Origin of the sequence: Kutzneria sp. NPDC051319, from assembly GCF_040682195.1 — a bacterium.
In the GTDB taxonomy this organism is placed as follows: domain Bacteria; phylum Actinomycetota; class Actinomycetes; order Mycobacteriales; family Pseudonocardiaceae; genus Kutzneria.
Genome location: NZ_JBFBAM010000063.1, coordinates 1 through 21,847, shown reverse-complemented (window position 1 = coordinate 21,847; position 21,847 = coordinate 1). Strand labels below are relative to the sequence as shown.

General features: G+C 69.4%; 20 protein-coding genes. 11 read left to right on the top strand and 9 right to left on the bottom strand.

The features are described 5' to 3' along the window. Positions 1 to 17 precede the first annotated feature (17 nt). The 6 genes from AB0M73_RS38435 to AB0M73_RS38410 are packed head-to-tail and all read right to left on the bottom strand — an operon-like array spanning position 18 to position 7,404. The gene (locus tag AB0M73_RS38435) at positions 18 to 1,007 is read right to left on the bottom strand and encodes an NAD-dependent epimerase/dehydratase family protein (protein ID WP_363901981.1); all 990 of its coding nucleotides are present in this window, start codon (positions 1,005 to 1,007) and stop codon (positions 18 to 20) included. Continuing rightward, positions 1,004 to 1,768 (bottom strand): sugar phosphate isomerase/epimerase, encoded by a 765-nt coding sequence (locus AB0M73_RS38430; RefSeq protein WP_363901979.1) that lies wholly within the window; start codon positions 1,766 to 1,768, stop codon positions 1,004 to 1,006. Before AB0M73_RS38430 ends, AB0M73_RS38435 begins: the two co-directional genes overlap by 4 nt. Continuing rightward, entirely contained in the window at positions 1,765 to 3,417 is a 1,653-nt protein-coding gene (locus tag AB0M73_RS38425) for an ABC transporter substrate-binding protein (protein WP_363901976.1), read from the bottom strand. Before AB0M73_RS38425 ends, AB0M73_RS38430 begins: the two co-directional genes overlap by 4 nt. Further along, positions 3,414 to 4,430: an ABC transporter ATP-binding protein gene (locus tag AB0M73_RS38420; RefSeq protein WP_363901973.1), complete on the bottom strand. Its 1,017-nt coding sequence runs from the start codon at positions 4,428 to 4,430 to the stop codon at positions 3,414 to 3,416. The genes AB0M73_RS38425 and AB0M73_RS38420 overlap by 4 nt, the downstream gene beginning before the upstream one ends. After that, a complete protein-coding gene (locus tag AB0M73_RS38415) occupies positions 4,427 to 6,427 on the bottom strand; it encodes a dipeptide/oligopeptide/nickel ABC transporter permease/ATP-binding protein (RefSeq protein ID WP_363901970.1) in 2,001 nt (666 codons plus the stop codon). The genes AB0M73_RS38420 and AB0M73_RS38415 overlap by 4 nt, the downstream gene beginning before the upstream one ends. 2 nt (positions 6,428 to 6,429) lie before the next feature. Continuing rightward, a complete protein-coding gene (locus tag AB0M73_RS38410) occupies positions 6,430 to 7,404 on the bottom strand; it encodes an ABC transporter permease (RefSeq protein ID WP_363901967.1) in 975 nt (324 codons plus the stop codon). Between the two features lie 204 nt (positions 7,405 to 7,608). Between AB0M73_RS38410 and AB0M73_RS38405 the strand changes: the two genes are divergently transcribed. Then, positions 7,609 to 8,535: an alcohol dehydrogenase catalytic domain-containing protein gene (locus AB0M73_RS38405; protein ID WP_363901964.1), complete on the top strand. Its 927-nt coding sequence runs from the start codon at positions 7,609 to 7,611 to the stop codon at positions 8,533 to 8,535. 5 nt (positions 8,536 to 8,540) lie between these two features. Here AB0M73_RS38405 and AB0M73_RS38400 read toward each other — a convergent pair whose 3' ends face one another. Continuing rightward, positions 8,541 to 9,293 carry a GntR family transcriptional regulator gene (locus AB0M73_RS38400; RefSeq protein ID WP_363901961.1) on the bottom strand — a complete coding sequence of 251 codons (753 nt, stop codon included), beginning with the start codon at positions 9,291 to 9,293 and terminating at the stop codon, positions 8,541 to 8,543. A gap of 106 nt (positions 9,294 to 9,399) precedes the next feature. Between AB0M73_RS38400 and AB0M73_RS38395 the strand changes: the two genes are divergently transcribed. The 3 genes from AB0M73_RS38395 (at position 9,400) to mgrA (ending at position 12,206) form a co-directional block, all read left to right on the top strand. Then, positions 9,400 to 10,323, top strand: coding sequence for an aldo/keto reductase (locus AB0M73_RS38395; protein WP_363902066.1), 924 nt, complete (start codon positions 9,400 to 9,402; stop codon positions 10,321 to 10,323). 93 nt (positions 10,324 to 10,416) lie between these two features. Further along, the gene (locus AB0M73_RS38390; protein WP_052394095.1) at positions 10,417 to 11,073 is read left to right on the top strand and encodes a Crp/Fnr family transcriptional regulator; all 657 of its coding nucleotides are present in this window, start codon (positions 10,417 to 10,419) and stop codon (positions 11,071 to 11,073) included. 146 nt (positions 11,074 to 11,219) lie between these two features. Next, positions 11,220 to 12,206, top strand: a complete 987-nt coding sequence (gene mgrA, locus AB0M73_RS38385) for an L-glyceraldehyde 3-phosphate reductase (RefSeq protein WP_363901957.1) — start codon at positions 11,220 to 11,222, stop codon at positions 12,204 to 12,206. A gap of 59 nt (positions 12,207 to 12,265) precedes the next feature. On the opposite strand, the gene AB0M73_RS38380 is transcribed toward mgrA, so the two are convergent. Next, positions 12,266 to 13,096, bottom strand: coding sequence for a glycosyltransferase family A protein (locus AB0M73_RS38380; protein WP_363901954.1), 831 nt, complete (start codon positions 13,094 to 13,096; stop codon positions 12,266 to 12,268). Between the two features lie 249 nt (positions 13,097 to 13,345). Between AB0M73_RS38380 and AB0M73_RS38375 the strand changes: the two genes are divergently transcribed. The 7 genes from AB0M73_RS38375 to AB0M73_RS38345 are packed head-to-tail and all read left to right on the top strand — an operon-like array spanning position 13,346 to position 20,353. Next, positions 13,346 to 14,161 (top strand): glycosyltransferase family 2 protein, encoded by an 816-nt coding sequence (locus AB0M73_RS38375; RefSeq protein WP_363901951.1) that lies wholly within the window; start codon positions 13,346 to 13,348, stop codon positions 14,159 to 14,161. Next, positions 14,158 to 16,305, top strand: coding sequence for a glycosyltransferase (locus AB0M73_RS38370; protein ID WP_363901948.1), 2,148 nt, complete (start codon positions 14,158 to 14,160; stop codon positions 16,303 to 16,305). The genes AB0M73_RS38375 and AB0M73_RS38370 overlap by 4 nt, the downstream gene beginning before the upstream one ends. Further along, a complete protein-coding gene (locus tag AB0M73_RS38365; RefSeq protein WP_363901945.1) occupies positions 16,302 to 16,643 on the top strand; it encodes a hypothetical protein in 342 nt (113 codons plus the stop codon). The genes AB0M73_RS38370 and AB0M73_RS38365 overlap by 4 nt, the downstream gene beginning before the upstream one ends. After that, positions 16,640 to 17,878 carry a hypothetical protein gene (locus AB0M73_RS38360; protein WP_363901942.1) on the top strand — a complete coding sequence of 413 codons (1,239 nt, stop codon included), beginning with the start codon at positions 16,640 to 16,642 and terminating at the stop codon, positions 17,876 to 17,878. The genes AB0M73_RS38365 and AB0M73_RS38360 overlap by 4 nt, the downstream gene beginning before the upstream one ends. Next, entirely contained in the window at positions 17,875 to 19,617 is a 1,743-nt protein-coding gene (locus tag AB0M73_RS38355) for a hypothetical protein (protein ID WP_363901939.1), read from the top strand. The genes AB0M73_RS38360 and AB0M73_RS38355 overlap by 4 nt, the downstream gene beginning before the upstream one ends. Next, positions 19,614 to 20,141 (top strand): DapH/DapD/GlmU-related protein, encoded by a 528-nt coding sequence (locus tag AB0M73_RS38350; RefSeq protein WP_363901936.1) that lies wholly within the window; start codon positions 19,614 to 19,616, stop codon positions 20,139 to 20,141. Before AB0M73_RS38355 ends, AB0M73_RS38350 begins: the two co-directional genes overlap by 4 nt. After that, positions 20,138 to 20,353: a hypothetical protein gene (locus AB0M73_RS38345; RefSeq protein ID WP_363901933.1), complete on the top strand. Its 216-nt coding sequence runs from the start codon at positions 20,138 to 20,140 to the stop codon at positions 20,351 to 20,353. The genes AB0M73_RS38350 and AB0M73_RS38345 overlap by 4 nt, the downstream gene beginning before the upstream one ends. Before the next feature lie 184 nt (positions 20,354 to 20,537). Here the strand turns inward: AB0M73_RS38345 and AB0M73_RS38340 are convergent, their stop codons facing one another. Next, positions 20,538 to 21,683: a DUF222 domain-containing protein gene (locus tag AB0M73_RS38340; protein WP_363901930.1), complete on the bottom strand. Its 1,146-nt coding sequence runs from the start codon at positions 21,681 to 21,683 to the stop codon at positions 20,538 to 20,540. Between the last annotated feature and the right edge of the window lie 164 nt (positions 21,684 to 21,847).

Here is a 21,847-nt window from a genome sequence, read left to right as displayed (position 1 = left end):
CAGAATACCAAGTGGTATTACTTTGGTCTTGTATCGGTCTGCTCGATGAGGCGATCGAACGCGGAATTCAGCTCCTCGTCGACCGAGCGCAACCGGGCCTGCATGTCGTGGTGGGCGACCAGCTCCCGAGCGCCCTCGGCGAACGACACCGCCGGCGCGAAGCCCGGCACCAGCGACCGCAGCTTGCCGGTGTCGAAGAACATCGAGTGCCGGAAGTCCTCCTGGAGCACGTCCCGCCACCCCGGCAGCACCTCGGCGATGGTCTCGCTGGACCGGTGCCGCAGCGCCGGTTCCCGCACGCCGGCGGCGGCCGCCAGCTCCAGGTGGATCTGGTCCCAGGTCAGGATGTCCCCGGAGACCACGTTCACGCTCTCGCCGACGGCGTGCCCGTTGCCCAGCAGCGGCACGAAGGCCCGCGCGAAGTCCCGGGAGTGCATCAGCGTCCACAGCGAGGTGCCGTCGCCGTGCACGACGACGGGCTTGCCGGCCCGCATCCGGTCGATCGCGGTCCAACCGGCCAGCACGGGCACCACGGTCCGGTCGTAGACGTGCGCCGGCCGGACGATCGTCAGCGGGAACCCGCTGTCACGGAAAGCGTTCTCCAGGAACACCTCGCACGCGATCTTGCCGCGGGGATAGCCGAACACCGGCTGCCGGCGGGGCGTCGACTCGGTCACCGGCAGCTGCGGGACCGGCCGGGCGAATACCGAGCAGGTGCTGATGAACACGTACTGCCCGGTGCGCCCGGCGAAGACCTCTGGATGCGGACGAACGTCGTCGACCGTGAAGCCGACCCAGTTCACGACCGCGTCGAAGTCCTGGTCGCCCAGCGCGTCTCGCAGTTGCGAGGCGTCCCGGACGTCGGCCCGCAGCGCGCGGACCCCGGGCGGCGGCTGCCGCTTCGGTTCGGTGCGCGTGACGACGGTGACGTCCAGACCGGAGGCCACCGCCTCGTCCGCGCAGGCGGAGCCGATCATGCCGGCCCCGCCCAGGAACAGCACCTTCATCGCGCCCCCAGCGAGAGTCCGTTGCCGACCAGGTGGTCATAACTGCGTCGCAGCGCCTCGAACGTGTCGATGTGCAGCCGTTCCAGCTCGACGATGTGCCAGCGCAGCCCGGACGGCACGGAAAGCGTTGTCCGCCAGTCGATCCGGCCCTCGCCGATCGGCACCATCACGTCGTCTTCATAGCTGACGGCCGGCCCGTCCTTGATGTGGATGAACCGCACCCGGTCGCCGAGCCGGGTCAGGATCTCGGCCGGATCGGCGCCGCCGAGGACCGCCCAGTACGCGTCGAGCTCCAGCAGCACCCGGTCGTCCATCGATGCCAACAACAGGTCGTAGGCCTGCACGCCGTCATAGAACTGGGAGAACTCGGCGAAGTGGTTGTGGTAGGCGATCTTCATGCCCCGGGAGGCGGCGTGCTCGGCCGCCACGTTCACCCGCTGCACGCCGCGCTTGATCGCGTCCGGCGAGTCGAACTCCTCCCGCTCCATGCTCCACACCAGGACCTCGGCGCCCAGCTCCTGGTTCTGGTCCAGGATGGACTCCGCGTCCGGGCCGGCCGGGAACGGCGCGTGCGCGCTCGTCACGGCCAGCCCGGCCGCGTCCAGCGCGCCCCGTACCCGCGCCGGACCGAAGTGCTCGACCAGGCCGTAGGTCTCGACGCCCCGGTAGCCGATCTCGGCCAGCCGGGCGAACGTGCCGTCGAGATCGGCCCGGGCCTGCTCCAGCACGGTGTACGCCATGACGGCGAGATCGGCGGTCACGCCGGCTTCAGCCTCAGCGCCACCACCACGTTGGGCACCGCGGTGAAGTAGGGGCTGTTCTCGTCGGGGAAGCCGGTCACCTTGGCGGTGCTCCAGCTGCTGTAGGAACCCCAGTAGAACATGGGGATCCACGGCAGCTTCTCCACGAACACCTTCTCGATCTTGTCTAGGATCTGCTGCCGCTGCTCGTCGGTGGTGGCCAGCGGGTACTGCTTGAACAGCTCGGCCGCCTCGTCGTCCTTGAACCGCTCGATGTTCTGGAACGAGGGCGTGGACTGGCCGATCGGGTAGTACAGGTTGGGGTTGATGGTGTCGTTGTAGAACGAGAACGCCCGCGGCGTCGGGCTCACCGGATAGCCCATGGTGGAGTCGAAGTCGCCCTTGGCCGTGCGCGGGTTGATGTCGTCCACGGTGGTGGTGTCGATGTTCAGCTTGATGCCGATGTCCTTGAGCTGCGACACCAGCACCTGCACGCGCGCGGCGATCTCGGTGTAGGAGGCCGGGAAGCTGCAACTGAACTCGACCCGCTTGCCGCCCTTGGCGTAGTAGCCGTCGCTCGCCTTGGCGTAGCCGGCGGCCTCCAGGGTCTGCATGGCCTTGTTCTTGTCCTCGACGAAGCCGACCCCGTCGTAGGCCTTGGCCACCGAGGACTTGTAGGTCGGCAGCGGCAGGCCGGTGACGCTGGTGGCGGGCTGCTCGCCGCTGGCCGCGGCCACCTGCTTGCGGTTCACGCCGAGGCTGATCGCCTTGCGCACCGCGATGTCCGACAGCGGCCAGCGCTCCAGGTTCGGGATGAGGCCGTCGGTGCCGGCCCTCGGCGCCCAGAAGTGGTAGTTCTTGTTCTTGGACGTGAAGGTCTTGTCCGCGTTGGCGATGTAGGCGCCGGCCCAGTCGGCCTGACCCTGCACCATCGCGTTGGTGATGGTGGAGTTGTCCTTGTACGGCACGAAGCGGATCGCCGCGATGGCCGCCTTGGTCTGCCAGTAGTCGTCGTTGCGGGTCAGCAGCAGGCTCTGCGGCGAGAACGTGCCGATCTTGAACGCGCCGGTGCCGACCGGGTTCGGGTCCTGGTAGGTCGTGGGGTCCTTGACCGACTCCCACAGGTGCTTGGCCACGATCGGCGCCGACACGATGCTCGGGAACAGCTGTTCCGACGGGTCCTTGAAGGTGAACACGACCTTGTTCGGTGCCGGCGAGCTGACCTCGTTGTCGGGCACGCCCTGCAGGTTCAGCGCCGGGAACTTCTTCAGCAGCTGGTAGGAGAACACCACGTCATCGGCCGAGAACGGCTTGCCGTCGGTCCACTTCACGGTGTCCTGCAACGTGACCGTGAACGTCTTGTTGTCGTCCGACCACTCCCAGGACCTGGCCAGCCACGGGATGTCCTTGCCGATGTCGGCGGTGTTGATCTGCACCAGCGGCTCGTAGATGAAGGAGCCGTTGTAGGTCACGCCGAGCGCGGTGTTCTCCAGGAACGGGTTGAACACCTGGGTGAGGTTGTCGGACTGGCCCGCGACGGTGACGGTCAGGCCGTTGGCCGATGACGACGACGAGCCGCCGGGGGAGCAGGCGGCCAGCGCGAGGCCGCCGGCGGTGGCGAGCATGCCCGCCAACAGGTTCCTTCTGGTGAGCTGAACCGGGGTGGTCACTGCGCATCGGGCCTTTCTGACGCGGCGGGCTCAGGGTTGTCCGCGTACAGCCAGCACCGTGCGGTGTGGCCGTCGGCGAGTTCGAAGGTCGGCGGTTTTTCCTGCTTGCAGCGGGCCATGGCGAAGGGGCAGCGCGGGTGGAACCGGCAGCCGCTCGGCGGGGAGATCAGGCTCGGCGGCTGCCCGATGTCCTTGACCCGCTTGGCATCCGTGCGGGACGGATCGGGCGCGGAGGAGATCAGCAGCTGCGTGTACGGGTGTGCGGCCTGCTGGGTGACGGTCTCCGACGGGCCGGTCTCCACGATCTCGCCGGCGTACATCACGGCGGTGTCGGCGGCGAAGTAGCGGGCCGAGGCGATGTCGTGGGTGACGTAGAGCATGGCCACCTCACGCTCCTCGGTCAAGCGCCGCAACAGGTTGAGGATGCCCAGCCGGATCGACACGTCCAAACTGGACACCGGCTCGTCGGCCAGGAACACCTCGGGGCTCGCAGCCAGCGCGCGGGCGATGGAGACCCGCTGGAGCTGGCCGCCGGACAGCTCGTGCGGGAATTTCTGGGTGAACTGCCGCGGCGGCACTAGGTTGGTCTGGGTCAACAGGTCGTCGATCACGGCCAGTTGCTCGTCGCCGGCCTTGCCGGTGTGGTGGATGGACACCGCGCGGCGCAGGGTGCTGGCGATCGAGGCGACCGGGTTGAACGAGGCGAACGGGTCCTGGAGGATCAGCTGCACCTTGCTGACGTGCTCGCGGAACGCCTTGCCCTTGGTGGCCTGCACGGGGTTGCCGTGCAGTCGGATCTCGCCGCTGGTCAGCGGGTAGAGCTGGGCCAGCAGGCGGGCCAGGGTGGACTTTCCCGAGCCGGATTCGCCGACCAGGGCGGTGATCCGGCCCGAGTAGAGCTTCAGCGACACGTTGTCCACGGCGTGCACGACCCGCCCCGCGCCCCGCTTGACCAGGCCGCGCACGGGGAAGTGCTTCGTGACGTCGACGGCCTCCAACACCGGTGCGGTCATGCGCTCTCACCCATCTTCACGGCGTGGTCGTCGGAGTACAGCAGGCAGGCGGCCGAGGACGCCCCGATCTGGTACAACCGCGGCTCGTGCTCGGCGCAGGCGTCGAAGGCGGCCGGGCAGCGGGGCCGGAACGAGCAGCCGCTGGGCAGCCGGCGCAGGTCCGGCGGCGAGCCGGGAATGCCGGACAGCTCCTTCTTCGGCCCGCTCAGCGTCGGGAACGACTCCAGCAGGCCGCGGCTGTACGGATGCTGCGGCCGCTCGTGGAAGTCCTGTGCGGCCGCCATTTCCACGATCTTGCCGCCGTACATCACGGCGATCGTGTCGGACATCTCGATCAGCAGCGACAGGTCGTGGGTGATGAAGATGACCGAGAAGCCCAGCCGGTCCTTGAGCTCCATGATCTTGTCGATGATCTGCCGCTGGATCACCACGTCCAGCGCGGTGGTCGGCTCGTCCATGACGATGATCTCCGGGTCGAGCGCCAGCCCGACCGCGATCATCGCCCGCTGCCGCATGCCGCCGGACAGCTCGTGCGGGTAGGAGCCGGCGCGGTCGGCCGGAATGCCCACGATGCCCAGGAGCTCCACGACTCGGGCGGCCCGTTCCGGCGCGGCCATGCCGGGCCGGTGGGCCACCAGGGCGTCCTCGATCTGCTCGCCGACGCGCATGATCGGGTTGAGCGCGTGCATCGCCGACTGGAAGACGATGGACAGCTCCTCCCAGCGGAAGGCCCGCAGCTGCTCGTCGTCCATGGCCAGCACGTCCACAGTGGACCCGTCCGCGTTGGTGTAGCGGATCTCGCCCTGCGGGATGTCGGCCGGCGGCTTGTGCAGCCGGGTGATGGCATAGGCCAGAGTGGACTTTCCGGAGCCGGACTCGCCGGCGATTCCGAGGACTTCCCCCCGCCTCAAGGTGAACGACACGTCGTCGACGGCGGTGACGGCGCCGTAGTTCACCTTGAGGCCGCGGACGTCCAGCACGACGTCCGTGCTGTCGGCCGTGAACGGCGCGCCCGCGGGCCGCGGCTGCCGCTCGCCGGAACGCCTGACCCGCTTGGTTCGGCGACGGGAAACCTGGGCCCGCTGCGCCTTCTTGGTGCCGATGCCGGCCTGTCGCAGCCGCGGGTTGATGAACTCGTCGATGCCGAAGTTGACCAGCGACAGCGCGGTGCCGATGAGCGCGATGGCCAGCCCGGCCGGCACGAACCACCACCAGGAGCCGGTGAGCAGCGCGCTGTCGGCCTGCGCCCAGTACAGGATCGTGCCCCACGACCACTGCGTGACGTCGGTCAGGCCGAGGAACGCCAGGCTGGCCTGGGTCAGGATGGCCGCGGTCACCGTGCCCAGGAAAGCCGCGGCGATCACCGCCAGCTGGTTGGGCAGGATGTCCCGCAGGATGATCTTCGACGTGCGCTCGCCGGTGGCCCGGGCCGCCTCCACGAAGTCCCGCTTGCGCAAGGACAGCGTCTGTGCGCGAAGCACCCGGGCGCCCCAGGCCCAGCCGGTCAGCGAGATCACCAGGATGATGCCGAGCGAGCCGCTGTGCGGGATGTACGCGGCCAGGATGATGGTCAGCGGCAGGCCCGGCAGCACCAGGAACACGTTGGCCAGCAACGACAACAGCTCGTCGCTCGTGCCGCCGAGATAGCCGGCGGTGATGCCGACCAGCACCGACAGGACCGTGGTGATCACCGCCGAGCCCAGCCCGACCAGCATCGACGCCTGCGCGCCGTAGAGCACCTGGGACAGGATGTCCTGGCCGTTCTGGGTGGTGCCCAGCCAGTGGTCGAAGGATGGGGGAGCGGTGGCCGCGTCGCTGACTGCCGACGGGTCGTACGGTGCGATCCAGGGCCCGATCACCGCCAGCACGACAAAAACGAGCGTGATGATCACACCGGTCAGGGTCAGCGGGGCGCGCAGCGCGCGCAGCCACAGCCGGCCCGCCTCGGGCTCGATGGGCTCGGCCGTCTCGGCGAGGACCGCGGGTTGCATGGCCATGATCAGCCCTCCCTCGTCCTCGGGTCGAGGAACACGTAGACGACGTCCGCGAGCAGGTTGGCCACCAGCACCATGATCGTGATCAGCAGGAAGATGGCCGACATCAGCGGGTAGTCCGCGGCCTGCGCCGCCTTGAACAGCGTGGTGCCGAGGCCCGGGTAGTTGAAGACCACCTCGGTGACGATGGAGCCGCCGATCACGAAGCCCAGCGACATCGCGAAACCCGACAGCGACGGCAGCATCGCGTTGCGGGCCGCGTAGGAGTACATGACCCGGCGCCGCGACAGGCCCTTGGCCTCGGCCAGCCGCACGTAGTCCTCGGACAGCGTGGTCACCATCATGTTGCGCATGCTGATCAGCCAGCCGCCGACCGAGGTGATCACGATGGTCGCCGCCGGCAGCACCGCGTAGTACAGCGCGCTGGCGATGAAGTCGCCGCTGAAGCCGATGGTGGTGTCGACCGAGTAGCCGCCGGACAGCGGGAACCAGTTCAGCGTGATCGAGAAGACCAGCACGATGATGATGGCGAACCAGAAGTACGGGATGGACGACAGGAACGTGGTCACCGGTATCAGCGAGTCCAGCCAGGTGCCGCGTTTCCAGCCGGCCAGGATGCCCAGGCCGGTGCCGATCACGAAGCCCAGGATGGTGCAGGCCGTGATCAGGCCCAGCGTCCAGAACATGCTCTGGCCCAGCACCGTGCCCACGGCGGTCGGGTAGTAGGCGTAGGAGATGCCGAAGTCGCCGGTCAGGATGCTGTGCCAGTAGTTGAGGTACTGGGTCCACAGGCTGGCGTCCGGCTGTCCGAACAGGACCCGCAGGGCCTGGATGGCCGCCGGCCCGAGCTTGCCGTGGAACTGGTTGATCAGGTGCTCGGCCGGGTCGCCCGGCATGACCCGGGGGATCAGGAAGTTCAGGCTGATCGCGACCCAGGCCGTGAGCAGGTAGAAGCCGAGCTTCCTGAGCACGGTGCGCATGGCTCGGCTCCCTTCACGCCCTGACGGACGACGTACCAGATGCATACCACGGCATACCAGAGTGGTCAGACGGCACGGTACTGTCTAGCGGCTGAACAGAGTAGTGACGGTATGAAACCGTGATGACAGCATCCTGGACAGGGTTCGGGCGTGCGACAGGTCACCAATCCACCGCATACCACTTCAAACCACTCGGAGACGAGCATGAGATTCAGCCAGCTGGTCGGACCGCGCACGTCCGAGGTCGTCGAGCGGCCCGATCCCACGCCGGCCGACCACCAGGTGCTGGTCGAGGTGCTGGCCTGTGGTGTCTGCACGTCGGACCTCTCGGCCTGGCGCGACCACGATCCGAGCGTGGCGCCGATGCGTCTCGGTCACGAGATCGCCGGCCGAGTGGCCGCCGTCGGCTCCGAGGCGACCCGGTGGAACGTCGGCGACCTCGTCACCGGGCTCGGCGGCGAGGGCTTCGCGTCACTGGCCGTAATGGACAGTGCCGCGCTGCTGCCCGTACCGCGCGATGTCGAGCCCGCTCACGCCCTCGGCGAGCCGGTCGCCGTCCTGGAGGAAGCGCTTTCCCGGTCGCCGGTCGCCGCCGGAAGCCGCGCCGCCGTGGTCGGTCTCGGCTTCATGGGGCTCGGTCTGGTGCAGCTGGCCAAGCGGCATGCCCCCGGTCTGCTCGTCGGCGTCGACCCCGACCCGGCCCGCCGCGCGCGGGCCCTCGCCCTGGGCGCGGACCTCGCCTTCGCGCCCGACGAGGTTCCGGACGAACATCTCGGCACCCGGTTCGACGTGGTGCTGGAGGCCACCGGCGTCACGCCCGGCCTGGCCACCGCCGGCCGCCTGGTCCGGCCGTTCGGCACGCTCAACGTCGTCGGCTACCACCACACCGGCGACGCCAAGATGGACATGGACCTCTGGTACAAGGCCGTCACCGTGGTCAACGGCTTCTGCCCCGACCGCACCCGCACCGTTGCCGCCATGGCCGTCGCCCTGGAGCTGATCGCCCAGCGCCGCTTCAGCTACGCCCCGCTGGTCACCCACCGGTACAGCCTCGACCAGGTCGACGACGCCTTCGCCGCGATGGCGGCCGCAGGCCCCGACTTCGTGAAGGGCGTGCTGGTCAGCCCGTGACGCGCTTAAGTAGCTGTCCGGCTGAACGACGTGCGCAGGCGGTAGCGCTCGCCGGCGTAACGGATCGTCGAGATGAACAGCGGCTCCTGGCCGGCGTTCAGGGCCAGCTGGTGCATGACGAGGATCGGCTCGCCCGGCTCGATCTCCAGGTGCCGGGCGGTGCGGTCGTCGGCCTTGGTGGCCTCGATGGTCGAGTCCGCCCGCACCGGCTCCACGCCGGCCTCGGCCAGCGCCGCGTACAGGGACCGCTCGCCGAAGTCGAGCGTGGACAGGTACGGGGCCAGCGCCAGGGGCAGGCGGGTCAGGTCGAGGCCGATCGGCATGTTGTTGAGCAGCCGCACCCGTTCCAGCGTGAACAGCTGCGTGCCGGGCGCGATGCCCAGCTGCTCGGCCTGGTCGATGGTCGCCGGGTCGACCCGGCTCTGCAACACCTCGGAACGCGGTTGCAGGCCCATCCGGGCCGCCGTCTCGGTGAACGACTCCAGGGTGTTGGGCCACTCCTTGCGTGGCTGCACCGCCTGGCTCACGTACCAGCCCCGGCCCCGGGACGCGCTCAGCACGCCTTCCTCGACCAGGTGCCCGAGCGCGCGGCGCAGCGTAACCCGGCTGATGCCCAGTTGCTGGCACAGCTCGCGTTCCGGCGCCAGGCGCATGCCCGGCTTCAGGATCCCGCGCTCGATCTCCCCGCGCACGAGCGTGACCGCCTGGATCCACAGTGGGTCCGGATACCCCGGCAGGACGGCGGACGAGTCGCTCATGCTTCGCGGAACCTCAGGGTCGGCAGCGGAAGATCCAGGATAGCCGGGCCGGAAGTGCCTCTCCAGCAGGCGCGCGGTCTTCCGTTCTAGAGTCGGGGGCGTGACGATGATCTATGGCTGCATGGGCCTCGGCGGAACCTGGGACGACGCCCCGTACACCGGCGCCGACGTCGACCTCGCCGAGCGGGCGGTGCACGCGGCGCTGGAGATCGGCGTCAGCTGGTTCGACCACGCCGACATCTACCGGGCCGGCAAGGCGGAGCAGGTGTTCGGCGAGGTGCTGCGGCGCGACCCGGGCCTGCGGGAACGGGTCCTGATCCAGACCAAGTGCGGGATCCGGCTGGGCGAGAGCGGCCTGCAGACCTACTACGACCTGTCCAAGCCGGCGATCCTGGAGCGGGTCGACGCCAGCCTGCGGCGGCTGGGCGTGGAGCGGGTGGACGTCCTCCTGCTGCACCGGCCCGACCCGTTGCTGGAGCCGGCCGAGGTCGCCGACGCGTACGGCGAGCTCCGCGCCGCCGGCAAGGTCGGGGCCCTGGGCGTCTCCAACATGTCCGCCGCGCAGATGTCCTTGCTGCAACGGCATCTGGACGAGCCGATCGTGGCCAACCAGCTGGAGATGAGCCTGCACCGGCGGGACTGGGTCGAGTCCGCGGTGCTGGTCAACCACCCCGAGGGCAGCGGCCTGAGCTTCACCGAGGGCACCGTCGAGTACTGCCGCGCGAACGACGTCCGGATCCAGGCGTGGGGCTCGCTGGCCCAGGGCATCTACAGCGGCGCCCCGCGAGCCGCCGCCGATGAGGCCGCGTACGACCTGGTCAACGCCATGGCCGCGGAGAAGGGCACCACCGCCGAGGCCATCGTGCTGGCCTGGCTCATGCGCCACCCGGCCCGGATCGAGCCCGTGATCGGCACCGCCAACCCCGACCGCATCCGCGCCTGTGCCGACGCGGAGGCCCAGGCGGCCGCGATGACCGGCGTCGAGTGGTACCGCCTGTGGACCGCCGCGCGGGGGCACGCCGTGCCGTGACGCCCCCGCGTGGGCGGAAAATACGCCGCCGCTCGGGGGAAGGGTGCGCCGTGTCGTTCCCCGGAAGGCGGCCGACCTGGTAGCAACGGGGGCGTGGACTTCGAGACCGTGCGGGCCAAGCTCCGGGCGCATGGGCGGCCGGCCGCGTTCCGCGGTGGGGAGCTGCTGTGCCGCGCGGGCGAGGAGAGCCACGAGGTGCTGCTGATCGAGGCCGGCTCGGTGAAGATCGTGCTGCCCGGCCAGAACGGCGTCGACTCCATCCTCGGCTTCTACGGTCCCGGCGCGGTGCTGGGCGAGATGGGCGTGTTGTCCGGCGCCAGCCGCTCGGCCAGCATCGTCGCCCGGACCCACGGCCGGGCCGTGCACGTCGAGGGACAGCGCTTTCTCGCCCTGGCCGACGAGGACCCCGAGGTGCTGCGCTTCGTCACGGATCTGTTGCGGCACAGGCTGTCCCTGGCCGACCGGCGCCAGGAGTACCGGGCCTCGCTGGACGTGCCGGCCCGGTTGGCGCGGCAGCTGCTCGACCTGGCCCGGGAACTGGGCGAGCGGGCCGGGGCCGGGTGGGTGGTGCGCGGCGTCACGCAGGCGGAGTTGGCCCAGCTCGTGACGGCCTCGCCGAAGTCCGTGGAGTACGGCCTTGCCTTGCTGCGTCAGGAAGGCGTGCTGCTGACCGACCGCCGCTACTACCACATCGTCGACGCCGATGCCCTGGAACGCAAGCTCGCCGACCCGGGCTGGCGACCGGGCTGAACCGCGAGTCCCGCTCTCCAGCAGCTGAATGTCGAGTTCCGGAACTCGACCCGCGGATGCGAGAGTTCCATCCGGTTGCCCGAGAGCGGGACTCGCGGCGGGTTAGGCTTCGACACGGAGTTGTCCGTGGTGATCAGGAGTGTCGAATGCCGTACGTCGCCGATGAAGCGCGCTACCGCGCCATGCCCTACCGCCGCGTTGGCCGCAGCGGCCTGAAGCTGCCGGCGGTCTCGTTGGGGCTGTGGCACAACTTCGGGGGCGTCGACCGGATCGAGACGCAGCGGGCGATCCTGCGCCGCGCGTTCGACCTCGGCGTCACGCACTTCGACCTGGCCAACAACTACGGCCCCCCGCCCGGGTCGGCCGAGGAGAACTTCGGCCGGCTGTTCGCCGACGACCTCAAGCCGTACCGCGACGAGATCCTGGTGTCGACCAAGGCCGGCTACCTGATGTGGGACGGCCCGTACGGTGAGTGGGGCTCCCGCAAGTACCTGGTGTCCAGTGTGGACGCCAGTCTGCGGCGCATGGGCCTGGACTACGTGGATGTCTTCTACCACCACCGACCGGACCCGCAGACGCCGGTCGAGGAGACCATGGGCGCGCTGCACTCCATTGTGCAGCAAGGAAAGGCGCTCTACGTCGGCGTGTCGAACTACTCGGCGGAGCAGACCCGGGAGGCGGCGGCGGTGCTGAAGGCGCTGGGCACGCCGCTGCTGATCCACCAGCCGTCGTACTCGATGGTGAACCGCTGGGTGGAGGACGGCCTGCTCGACGTGCTGGACGAGGCCGGCGCCGGCTCGATCGCCTTCTCGCCGCTGGCCCAGGGCCTGCTGACCGGCCGGTACCTCAACGGCATCCCGGCCGACTCACGCGCGGCCGGCGACAGCCCCTTCCTGACGAGCGAAGGCGTCGAGCGGCAGCTGGACCGGGTGCGGGCACTGAACGACGTGGCCCAGGGCCGCGGTCAGACGCTGGCGCAGATGGCCATCGCCTGGGTGCTGCGCCGCGGCCGCGTGACCTCGGCACTGGTCGGCGCGAGCAGCGTCCGCCAGATCGAGGACAGCGTGGGCGCGGCGGCCAACCTGGACTTCAGCGACGAGGAACTCGCCCTGATCGAGAAGCTGCTGGCGTAGTGGAGGCCTGCGGTGTCGAGTCTGCTGCCCGTTCGGCCGGGCAGCAGGCCCGCTATCGATCAGCCCGATTGCCGTGCGTAGTGGCCGGCCAGCAGAAACAGACCCTGCCGGCGCAGCCGTGCGGCCGGCGCGTTGACGGAGCTCAGTGCCCGGTCGACCGGTCGAACGCCGCCGATGTGGCGGGTGTACGAGCGTTGCTCGGCATACTCGGCCCGACCGGCCTTTCCGGACAGCGAGCCGGGCCGGACGCGGAAGGCGGCCAGGCTGTCGGCCATGCCGTGGAAGTCGCCGTGGTCGAGCATCCGCAGCCACAGGTCGAGATCCATCGGGAAGCTCAGCCGGCCGTCGAAGCCGCCGACGGCCTCGAAGTGCTCCCGGCGGAACAGCACCGACCCGGGCTCGCCGACCGGATTTCCGCCGTCGCGCACGATCCGACGGGCCACCGCCGTCCGATCGTGCCGGCCGATCAGTCCGCGCAGCCCGCGCCCGGCGACCAGCCTGCGGCCGGCGTCGTCGACGAAATCACGCCGGCAGGCGGTCAGCGACAGATCGGTCCGGCCGATTAGCGCCTGATGTTGTAACCGCAAACAATCGGGTCGGAGCAGGTCGTCCGCGCACAGAAGTTTCACCAGCGGCGCGCGGCTGTAATGGACGGCCAGGTTCCAGTTCTCGGCCAGTGGGAGAACCCGGGGGTTCCGTATCACCCGTATGCGGTAATCGTCGAATGAATGTGCAACAACTTCGGTGCGGTCGGTCGACGCGTTGTCGAGGACCAGCAGCTCGAAGTCGCCGAGATTCTGCGCCAGCACGCTGCGCATCGTCGCGCCGAGGAAGCGTTCCGCCTGGTAGGCGGGCACGCAGACGGAAACGGCAGGCGTCGCGGCCCTCATCGCGCCCTCACATCCGCGGTATCGGCTTCCCGGCCCAAACGTTACCTCCGATCGCCGGCACTCTTGACGTGAACAGGGTCACAACCGCCGTCAGCTGGGGTTAATGGCCGGACGAGCTGGGGATTCATTCCGTGTTCACGCGTCCGATCCGGTAGTTACTTAACGTCACCTCTGGACGTCACGTTCACTCGTCAGCATTATTCGGGACATGCCGTCCGAAACCCGTTCGTCGAGGCAGGCACTCAGACCATGACGCGCACTGAACGCCCCACCGTGACCATCGTCGTCCCGGCCCGAAACGAGGCCCGCAACCTGGAGCGGGTGCTGCCCGAGTTACCCGACGTGCACGAGGTCGTCCTGGTCGACGGGGACTCGGTCGACGACACCGTGGCGACCGCGCGCCGGCTGTTACCCGACATCCGGGTCGTGCGGCAGACACGGCGCGGCAAGGGCAACGCGCTGGCCTGCGGCTTCCTCGCCGCCACCGGCGACGTGATCGTCATGTTCGACGCCGACGGCTCGGCCGACCCGGCGGAGATCCCGGACTTCCTGGCCGCGCTGACCGCCGGCGCCGACTTCGCCAAGGGCACCCGCTACGGCGCGGCCGGCGGCAGCGAGGACATCACGCCGCTGCGCAACCTGGGCAACGCCGGCCTCAACGGCATGTCCAACGTGCTGTTCCGGACCCGGTTCTCCGACCTGTGCTACGGCTACAACGCCTTCTGGCGGGACATCGTGCCGGTGCTGGACCTGCCGGCCGTCGAGCGCGTGGCTCGGGGCGACGGCCTGCTGTGGGGCGACGGCTTCGAGATCGAGACGGTGATCAGCTGCCGGGTCGTCGCCGCCGGCCTGACGATCACCGAGGTGCCCAGCGTGGAGCGCCGCCGCATCCACGGTGAGAGCAACCTGCGCACCTTCAGCGACGGCTTCCGCGTGCTCAAGACGCTTCTCGCCGAGCGGAGACGGGCGACGTTGCTCGGGCGGGCCCGCAGAGCGGGCATCACCACCCTGCGGCCGCACCTGCCGACGCCGCGCTTCGACCTGGCGGAAGACCGCGCGTCGTGACGGTCACCGTCGTCGTCTGCGCCTACACCGAGCGCCGTTGGCCCGATATCGTCGCGGCCGTCGAGTCCGTTGCCGCGCAAACGATTCCGGTCGACCAGCTGCTGCTGGTGATCGACCACAACCCGGCGTTGGCCGCCCGTGCGGCCGGCATCGCCGGCGTCACCGTGCTGGCCAACGAGAATCGTCGCGGGCTGTCCGGGGCACGCAACACGGCGCTGGCCCATGCCGTCGGCGACATCGTCGTGTTCCTCGACGACGACGCGTCGGCCGCCTCGCCGGACTGGCTTGAGCTGCTGCTCGCCCCGTACGACAACCCCCTGGTCGCGGCCGTCGGCGGTGCGGCGACACCGCTGTGGCCGATCGAGCGGCCGGTCACCTTGCCGGCTGCGTCGGATCGCGGAGAGCTGGACTGGGTCGTGGGCTGCACCTATACCGGGCAACCGGTCCAGCTCGCCGAGGTCCGCAACCTCATGGGCTGCAACATGTCCTTCCGCCGCACGGTGTTCGAGGCCGTCGGCGGGTTCACCGAGGACATGGGACGGGTCGGCACGGTGCCGGTCGGCTGTGAGGAGACCGAGCTGTGCATCCGGCTGCGGCAGCACGACCCGTCGGCGCGGATCGTGTTCGAGCCGCGGGCGCTGGTGCGGCACCGGGTCAGCAGCGACCGCCTGAGCTGGTCGTATCTGCGAAGACGGTCGTGGGGCGAGGGAATCTCCAAGGCCGCGGTGTCGCGGCTGGTCGGCGCCGGGGACGCGCTGTCGACCGAGCGCGCCTACACCACCCGGATCATCCCGGCCGCCTTCTTTCGCGAGTTGCTGCGCCTGCACGTCGCCGGCGCCTTCGCCCTGGTCGTGTCGGTGTTGTTCGCCGCCGCCGGTTACGCCCGGGGGAAGCTGGTCCGCGCCGATCGTGAATTGGGGCCGGTGTCGGTGGGGGAGTGGGACCGCTCCGTCGAGGACGCCCCACGGTTCCCTCATCCGGCAAGGGTTCTGGTGCGTGACGGGCTGACCGTGCTGGGCGAGGTGTCGGTCGCCGCCGGTGCGGAGCCCGACGGTTTGTGGGATCTGCCGGCCACCGAGGACGAGCGGTTCGCCACGCCGTCGGTGACGGTGGTCGTGCCCAGCGCCGGTCGGCCGGAGTTGGCGGCGCGGTGCGTGCGCTCGGTGTTGGCGACGGAGTATCCGCGGCTTGAGGTCGTCGTCGTGGACAACCGGCCGGAAGTCCGTGCCCTGCGGGAGTTGGCCGCCTCTGACGACCGTGTCCGCTACGTGCCGGAACCCGTGCGGGGCTTGAGCAACGCCCGCAACCGGGGCGCGGCCGAGGCGTCCGGGGAGATCATCGCTTTCACGGATGACGATGCCGTGGTGGATCCGTTGTGGTTGGACCGGTTGGTGGCGGAGTTTGCCGATCCGGCCGTGGACTGCGTCACCGGGCTGGTGTTGCCGTACGCGTTGGAAACGCCCGCGCAGCAGTGGTTCGAGCAGTGGGGTGGCTTCGGCAAGGGCTTCCGCCGCACCAGGTTCGACGCCCGTGGCGCGTCCGGTTCGGACGATGCGCGGACCGGGCCCCTGTACCCCTTCGCCGCCGGCCTGTTCGGCTCCGGCAACAGCATGGCGTGGCGAGCGATGTCCTACCGTGAGCTCGGCGGCTGCGACCCTCTGCTCGGCGCCGGCAGCGCCACCAAGTCCGGCGAGGACCTGGAGCTGTTCATTCGCTTGCTGCGCAACGGCGGCGTGCTGGTCTACACCCCGCATGCCGTTGTGCGGCACGAGCATCGCCGCGGCCTCGACGAGCTCATCGGCCAGATGCGGGGCTACGGCACCGGTCTGCTGCCCCTGTTTGCCGTGTACGTCGGTCGCCGCCCGGCCGAGCTCCTGGCCGTCGCCCGCCGCATGCCCGGCGGGATCAGGCACTTCCTGGCCGGCGACTCGGCCCGTAACCGCGGCCGCGGCGCGGATTTCCCGCCGGAACTGTCCAAAGCGGAGCTTCATGGCGTGATCGCCGGTCCGTTCGCGCTGCTTCGCGGCCTGCTGACCGGGCCACGCCGCCGTCTCGGCCTGCCCGAGCCTCAGGCCACCGCCGCCGTTCGTGCGGCCGAGGAGACCGCGCCGACGCCGCTGAAGTTGTTGCGGGGTGGGAAATGACCGACCTCGCTTACCGTAGGACCACCGCCATCGTTCTGCTCTCTGTCGCCGCCTTGACCGCGCTCTCGGTGCTCATCGGCGTGAGCGGTCCGTGGCGATTGGCGCTGACCGTCCTGTTTGCACTGACCGTCCCCGGCTGGGCGGTGGCGGCGTATGTGCGGCCCTGGCGCCAATCCTTCGTCTGGACGGTGGCAGTGGGCGTGAGCCTGGCGCTGTCGATCCTGTTGAGTCAGGCGATGTTGTCGCTGGGGTACTGGCATCCGGAGCGTGCGCTGCTGGGGTTTGCGCTGGTGAGCATGGTCCCGCTGGTGCATCACATCATGCGGGGCAACCAGTGACGGCGACGGTCGACGACGGCCGGATGGTGCGAGACGGGATCGCGCTGTCGGCCGGGGCGGCGTTCACGTCGGTGGCGGGCCTGCTGGGATGGGTGATCTCGGCGAGGCTGGTGCCGACGGCGGAAGTAGGTCTGACGGCGGCGTTCACCTCAGGCTTCCTGCTCGTGTCGGGCGTGACGCAGGTGAGCCTGGGCCCGGCGGTGCTGCGCTGGCTGCCGAGGGCGGGCGGCCGGAGCGGGAAGCTGCTGCTGCGGACGTACGCGGTGGTGATGGCCGGAGCCCTGCTGGGATCGTTGGTGTTCCTGGCCTTCCCGGCCGGCCGGCAGGCGGCAGCGGCGGTGCCGGGCTGGGGTGCGCCGCTCTTCGTGGTGGTGACGCTGGCCTGGGCGGTGCTCCAGTTCCAGGACCCGGTGCTGACCGGGCTGGACCGGGCCGGCGCGGTGCTGGTGAAGAACCTGGGCTTCGGCTTGGGTCGGATCGCGGTGCTGGTGCTGGCGGCATCCCTTGGGGCGCTGGGCATCCTGCTGTCATGGGCGGTGCCGACCATCCTCGCGGTGCTGGGGGCGACAGTTGTTGTCGTGACGGCCTCACGACGGCGTGATCGACATCTGGATCCCGGAATCCTGCCCACCAGGGGCGAAGTCGTCAGCCTGCTGGGCCCGACCTACCTGGCCTCGATCGGCCAGTCGCTGATGTACTACCTGGTGCCGCTGATCGTCACGGCCCGCTTCGGACCGGTGCCGGGGGCGGTGTTCTTCGTGGTGTGGACCGCCGTGAACGCGGTGGACGTGGCGGCGACCGGGTTCGTGAACTCGCTGGTGGTGCGGATCGCGACGGAACCGGCCCGGGCCAGGGAGCTCGTGCGGCTGGCCGGCAGCAGGCTGGCGGTCTTCTTCGGACCGATGATCGTGGTCGGCGTGGTGCTGGCGCGGCCGCTGCTGAGCATTTTCGGTTCCGACTACGTGGAATTGGGCAGCACGGCGCTGATGCTGGTGCTGATCGGCTTCGCGCCCCGGCTGCTGATCCTGTTGGCCGTGGGCGTGTTCCAGGCCGACGGCCGGGGCATGCCGGTCGCGGCCTTCCAACTGGCCGGCGCGGCGGTGATGCTCCCGGTGGCGGCGCTGCTGCCGACCGGTGGCCTGGTGCCGCTCGCCGTCGGGTTCCTCACCGTGCAACTGGCCGTGGCCGCCGTCGCCGCCCTGAGCCTGCGCCGACGACTGGAGATCGCTGCGTGACCCCGATGACCGTCGAGCGCCCCGTCGAGACCGGAAGCCGACAGTACACACAGGACTGGCGGCCGCAGATGCTGACCGGTGCGGCGGTGCTGTGCTGGCTGGTCGGGTTCCGCGAGATCGACCCGACGACGCTGGGCAGCCTCGGCCTGGTGCCGGCGCTGTCCCCGCTGCTGCTGGTGGCGTATCCCTTGCTGGTGGCGGCGTTCACGGTCGAGCTGCTGAAAAACCGCCGAACGGCCGTGCTCACGCTGATCACCGTGGTGGCGATCTTCGCGGTGTACGGCCTTCAGCCGGCGGCGGAACCGGCCGCCCGGCTGCCGGTGGCCTGGCTGCATTCCGGCTTCGCCAACTACATCGGCGCGCACGGCGATGTCCTGCACAACTTCGACACGAGGTTCAGCTGGCCCGGATTCTTCGCCCTGCTGGCGTTTCTGACCGAGGCCAGCGGCCTGCACGACACGTCGGTGCTGCTGAACTGGGCGCCGGTGCTGCTGTCGGGGCTGGCCGTGCTGGGTGTGCGGGCGATCGCCGTCGCCATCGTCGGCCCGGGTCGGGCGTCGTGGATCGCGGCCTGGATCTTCCTGGTGGCCAACTGGACCGAGCAGGATTACGCCTCACCCCAGGGCACCACGTACATCCTGCTGTTGGCCGCGCTGGCCATCACCTTCCAGCACCTGGTCAGCCCGAGCCCGCTGGCCGTTTCTCGCGCCGACATCCAGCGCCCGCCGGCACCCGACAACTCGGCCGGCGACCGGCTTCGTGCCGAGGGGCTCGTGGTGCTGCTGGCGATGGCCCTCGCCCCGACCCACCAGCTGACGCCGTACATGCTGGGCGGCCTGCTGATCGTGTTGGTGCTGTGGGGTCGGCTGTGGCCGCGTTGGCTGCCGGTTGTGGTGCTGGCCCTCGCGGTCGGCTGGTTCGTGTTGGCGGCGCGGGAGTTCTGGATCGGGCAGCTGAGCGTGATCACCGGTTCGATCGGCGATCTCAACTCCTCGGTGAGCCAGGGCATCGGCCAGCGTTTCGTCGGCAACGCCGGCCGCCAGGCGATCCTCCTGACCCGCATCGGCATCATGGGCGGGGCGGCGTTGTTGGCGGCCGTCGGATTCCTCGTGCTGCGGCGTAGGGGCAGCAAATCCTTGGTGCTGCCGGCCCTCGCGTTGGCGTCGTTCGGGCTGGCGGTGTTGCAGCCGTACGGTGGCGAGATCTTCATCCGCTGCTACCTGTTCGCCCTCCCGTTCTTCGCGGTGCTGGGCGGCATTGCTCTGGACGCCCTCACCAAACGGTCCTACCTCACGGCAATCGCCCTCGGCCTGTCCATCCTTGCCACCGTCGCCGTTCGTGGCGGCAACGACGCGTATGTGGCTTTCACCAGGGCCGACGTGGACGTTGTGCAGAAGGCCTACGACCTTGCCCGCGACGGCCAGAGCATCGGCACGGTGGTGTCGTATGCCCCGTTGGAGTGGCAGCGTGTCGGGGATGTGCGTCAGGTGTCCGCCGAGGACGGTTGCACCGTCTTCCCGAACGGCGAATCTTGTGTCCTCAAGGCCAAGCTGGACTTCTTGGTGATCAATCATGCCCAGGACGCGTACGGCACTGTCTACTTCGGAGCCCCGCCCGGTTGGACCGGGGCACTGGCCGACCGGTTGATCGCCGACGGCTACTACGAACGCGTAGCTTCCGAAGGCGACAGCCAACTGTTGCAGCGCAGCGTCATTGAACGAGGGAAAGGGAACCGATGAGCCTCGCCCGGCGGCTGATCCGCGAGGCCCGCATCGACCTGTGGGCCGCCACGTTCGGCGTGCTGGTCAACACCGTGCTCGGCAGCAATCTCATCCCACGGCCGTTGCGGTGGCTCGGTTACCGGGCGTTCGGCGCGAGGATCGACACCCCCAACATCTTCCCCGGCGCCAAGCTTCTCGGCCCGATGCGGCACGTCCGCATCGGTGCTGGCACTTTCGCCAACCGTGAGCTCTATCTGGAGGCCGTCGCCCCGATCGAGATCGGCCGTGACTGCCAGATCGGTCCGCAGGTGATGATCGTGACCTCCCACCACGACCGCACCCCGGACGGTGGCGTCTCCAAGGTTCCTCGCGGCCGCAGCGTCAAGATCGGCGACCGTGCGTGGATCGGCGCCCGGGCGATGATTCTGCCCGGCGTCACCGTCGGCGATGATGTCGTGATCGGGGCCGGCAGCGTCGTAACCCGAGACTGCCTCGATCCCGGCGTCTATGTCGGCTCCCCGGCGCGAAAGGTCGGCCCGTGACCGAGACAGCGTTCGTCGTGTTGGCGGCCGTCTTGGGCCCGATCTGGCTTGCGGTCCTCGTCGTGCGGACCGTGCTGGCCGAGAAGGCGGCCGAACCCGGCCTGCCTCTGCGTCGCACCCGCCCGATCCGTCGGCTGGACGTCGTCGCCCTCGTGTTCGGCACGCTGTTGTTCCTGGCTCTCGTCGGCAGGATGATCGCCGCGCTGGCTTGACCCGTATGCTTCGGCATCGTGGGAACGGGTTCAACCTGCGTCTGCGGCCATGCCCTCGCCGCTCACGAGCACTACCGCCCGGGCAGCGACTGCGCCTTGTGCGACTGCTCGCGCTTCCGTGACGTCGCTCCGCCGACCGGCCGATGGGTCCTCCTGCGCCGCCGCCTGTTCGGCCGTTAGGCATTCAGTATTGGTGGGCTTGGGTGCTGTACTGCCGCCCCAGCGGCGTAGTCCAGTGCGTCGTCCCGTCCGCATCCCGCGTCACGCTGTAGTTGTCGTGCTTGACGTGATGATGCCGGCGGCACAGCCCTTGTAGATTCGCAGGCTCCGTGCTGCCGCCGGGCCACGGCGTGATGTGGTCATGCTCCTCGATCGGCCTCGAACACCCCGGCGCCGTGCACGTTCCCCCACTCGACACATGGTCGAACTCTTTCATCAGGGTGGATGGCCGGTACGTGTTCTTGCTGATCGCCGCCGCTCTCCGGTACTCGTCCAGCACGATCCCCCGCCAGCGTCCTCGCATCGCCAGCTCCCGTGCCGCGTCCGCCGCGATCGGCCCGTACCCGGCCAGCTGACCCGGCTCGTCGTCGAGCCCCATCAGCGTCTCCATCCCCACCGTGACGAACGTCCTGACGTTCCATTCTTTCCGCTGGCCCAGCACCCTTTCCATCAGCACGTCACACCGCTTCTGGTCGGTAGTGCGCCCGTCGGCCGGCAGTCCTTGGGCATCCGCGCACACCTGCTGGAACAGCTCCCTGGCCTCCGCCGCCGGCAGGGTCCACATCAGCTTCGCCATCCCGTCCGGCAGCGGCGAGAACTCCACCCGCCGCTCTGCCCGGGCTTTTGTGCACCGCCGCTCGTACCCTTCCGGATCCGCGGTGGCCACCAGCGCCGTGGTCTTTCGACACAGCTGCGACCGGGTAAGCCCGCCAGCGACCTCAGCGAGAACGCGATCCACGTGACTCACCTGCGCCGGGTCTTCCAGGTGTCGGGTCCGCTCCTGCACCGCCGCGAACCGCGCCAGATCGATATCCCCGCCCCGAAACCGCTCTGCCAGCGCCGGATGGCTGCCCAGGGCCGCCGCCGTCTCTTGCAGCCTCATCAGCGCCGGCTCCGCCACCTTGATCGCCATGGCCAGCTCGGTGGTGTCCCGTACCTGCGCCAGCGCCGCCAGCTCGGCGTATTCGCAGCTGGCTCTCAGTCTCCGCGTCACAATGGCAAACGTCAGTAATTCTTCCTGCGTGAGCCCCGCCGGATCGACACTCATGATCAGGTCGTACATCGCCCCGTCGGGCCGCACGTTCTCTATTTCCGGGGTGAGTTCTCCCATGTCTCCAGAATACTCTGATGCAAGATCCAACTCGAATCACTGATGGGTGATTCTTTCATGCATAATCGCGCGCTTGATGGGCTCGGAGGGAGAGGGGAGGGGGGAGGGGAGAGGCGGGAAGGCGGGAGGGGGCGGGAGGGGGCGGGAGGGGGCGGGAGGGTGGG

Excerpts from the sequence above, each read along its gene's own strand:
- AB0M73_RS38435 (WP_363901981.1), bottom strand. The coding sequence starts at position 1,007 with ATGAAGGTGCTGTTCCTGGGCGGGGCCGGCATGATCGGCTCCGCCTGC.
- AB0M73_RS38420 (WP_363901973.1), bottom strand. The coding sequence starts at position 4,430 with ATGACCGCACCGGTGTTGGAGGCCGTCGACGTCACGAAGCACTTCCCC.
- AB0M73_RS38415 (WP_363901970.1), bottom strand. The coding sequence starts at position 6,427 with ATGGCCATGCAACCCGCGGTCCTCGCCGAGACGGCCGAGCCCATCGAG.
- AB0M73_RS38410 (WP_363901967.1), bottom strand. The coding sequence starts at position 7,404 with ATGCGCACCGTGCTCAGGAAGCTCGGCTTCTACCTGCTCACGGCCTGG.
- AB0M73_RS38405 (WP_363901964.1), top strand. The coding sequence starts at position 7,609 with ATGAGATTCAGCCAGCTGGTCGGACCGCGCACGTCCGAGGTCGTCGAG.
- AB0M73_RS38400 (WP_363901961.1), bottom strand. The coding sequence starts at position 9,293 with ATGAGCGACTCGTCCGCCGTCCTGCCGGGGTATCCGGACCCACTGTGG.
- AB0M73_RS38395 (WP_363902066.1), top strand. The coding sequence starts at position 9,400 with ATGATCTATGGCTGCATGGGCCTCGGCGGAACCTGGGACGACGCCCCG.
- mgrA (WP_363901957.1), top strand. The coding sequence starts at position 11,220 with ATGCCGTACGTCGCCGATGAAGCGCGCTACCGCGCCATGCCCTACCGC.
- AB0M73_RS38380 (WP_363901954.1), bottom strand. The coding sequence starts at position 13,096 with ATGAGGGCCGCGACGCCTGCCGTTTCCGTCTGCGTGCCCGCCTACCAG.
- AB0M73_RS38375 (WP_363901951.1), top strand. The coding sequence starts at position 13,346 with ATGACGCGCACTGAACGCCCCACCGTGACCATCGTCGTCCCGGCCCGA.
- AB0M73_RS38365 (WP_363901945.1), top strand. The coding sequence starts at position 16,302 with ATGACCGACCTCGCTTACCGTAGGACCACCGCCATCGTTCTGCTCTCT.
- AB0M73_RS38350 (WP_363901936.1), top strand. The coding sequence starts at position 19,614 with ATGAGCCTCGCCCGGCGGCTGATCCGCGAGGCCCGCATCGACCTGTGG.
- AB0M73_RS38340 (WP_363901930.1), bottom strand. The coding sequence starts at position 21,683 with ATGGGAGAACTCACCCCGGAAATAGAGAACGTGCGGCCCGACGGGGCG.